Origin of the sequence: Chitinophaga barathri (genome assembly GCF_003807585.1) — a bacterium.
GTDB lineage: Bacteria > Bacteroidota > Bacteroidia > Chitinophagales > Chitinophagaceae > Chitinophaga > Chitinophaga barathri.
This window is the reverse complement of sequence record NZ_RMBX01000026.1, coordinates 1-1,396: the sequence shown is the minus strand read 5'-3', so window position 1 is coordinate 1,396 and position 1,396 is coordinate 1. Positions and strand designations below refer to the sequence as shown.

General features: G+C 36.6%; 1 protein-coding gene. It reads left to right on the top strand.

Annotation, left to right across the window (positions count from 1 at the left end):
* The first annotated feature begins 142 nt into the window (after window positions 1-142).
* Window positions 143-1,363 carry an IS4 family transposase gene (locus tag EG028_RS27550; protein WP_120519505.1) on the top strand — a complete coding sequence of 407 codons (1,221 nt, stop codon included), beginning with the start codon at window positions 143-145 and terminating at the stop codon, window positions 1,361-1,363.
* The last annotated feature ends 33 nt before the right edge of the window (window positions 1,364-1,396 follow it).

The window sequence follows — 1,396 nt, the reverse complement described above, 5'->3', positions numbered from 1 at the left end:
CAGTCATGGTCGGAAGATAAAATCTTCCGACTTTTTTTGTTTTTAAGTGCGGCAATATTTGATTTAATTAATTGATATTCATTTATTATGTTTGTTTTTATGATCTTTAATAAGTATCTTAGTGGCTGATAATCAATAAGATATGGCAATATTTGGCGATCATAAAATTAACATACATCATTTGTTGGGATTCATTCCCGAAGCACTTATAGCTAATTTATCGGCCACCACTAAAATCGATCATTACGCAAAAGTCTTGCACGGCAAAAAGATGTTCTACTTGTTGATGTATGGTATTTTGGAAAATGAAAAACTTAGCCAGCGAACATTGGAAGATACGTTCAATGATGCTGTGTTCAAAATACTTTTCAATCTGGATGAAGGTGAAAAAGTACGTAGAAGTTCTATTTCAGACAGGCTGTCCAAAATAGATCCGGACTATTTTAAGCAGCTATACGAATGCATTTATGATCAGTTTTCCGCAGCGTATTCCCAAACAGAAAGGGAGAAATATAACCTGATACGGGTGGATAGTTCAATGGTTAGTGAAACCGTAGGTAAACTCATGGAGGGAATAGATAACCAAAGCGGTAAGAAGGCGGTTAAGTATAGTATTGCCTTCGATGGTGTTTTACCATGCCATTCCAATGTGTTTACCTCGGCAAGTTATAGCAGTGAAGATATTGCTTTGCCTGAAGCAATAATGGAGCATGTGAAAAAAGAAACCAACCATCATAATATTTATGTGCTGGATAGAGGTTTACAATCCACCAGAACCATGGAATCTTTTAGTGCCAATGATGTGACCTTCATTTGCCGGGCCAAGGAAAATAGGAAGTTCATAGAATTAGCTTCATTAATAACTGAAAATCAGGACTTGGACCTAGGTGAGTCCATTTTGCTAAAAGACTGTAAAATTCAATTGTATACAGGCATTTCTGTTAATAACAAGCGCGGGAGAAAACACTACAAAGAAGCACTGGTAGAAAGCCATTTCCGCCTTGTAGTCGTAGAAAGCAAAACAGAGAAAGAAAAAAAGTATTGGTTTTTAACCAATGATTTTAAACTATCTGCAAAAGAAATTGCGCAGGCATATAGGCGACGATGGGATATAGAGGTATTCTTCCGATTTCTAAAACAGGAATTGAATGTCAGTCACCTTGTTTCATTAAACAAGAATGGAATACAGGTTATGCTATACATGACCCTAATAGTTGCTATGATGCTACTGATGTACAAGAAAGCAAACAAATTAGGCTATAAAACCGCCAAAAGACGCTTTTCAATGGAAGTAAGGGATTTGGCCATTGCCTTAATTGTACTACAATGCGGGGGAAATCCTGATATATTCTTCAAAACATAAAAATGGTCGGAATTTCTTCCGACCATGACTGGC

Bases quoted from the DNA above. Each gene is read 5' to 3' on its own strand.
- EG028_RS27550 (WP_120519505.1), top strand. From the start codon at position 143: ATGGCAATATTTGGCGATCATAAAATTAACATACATCATTTGTTGGGA.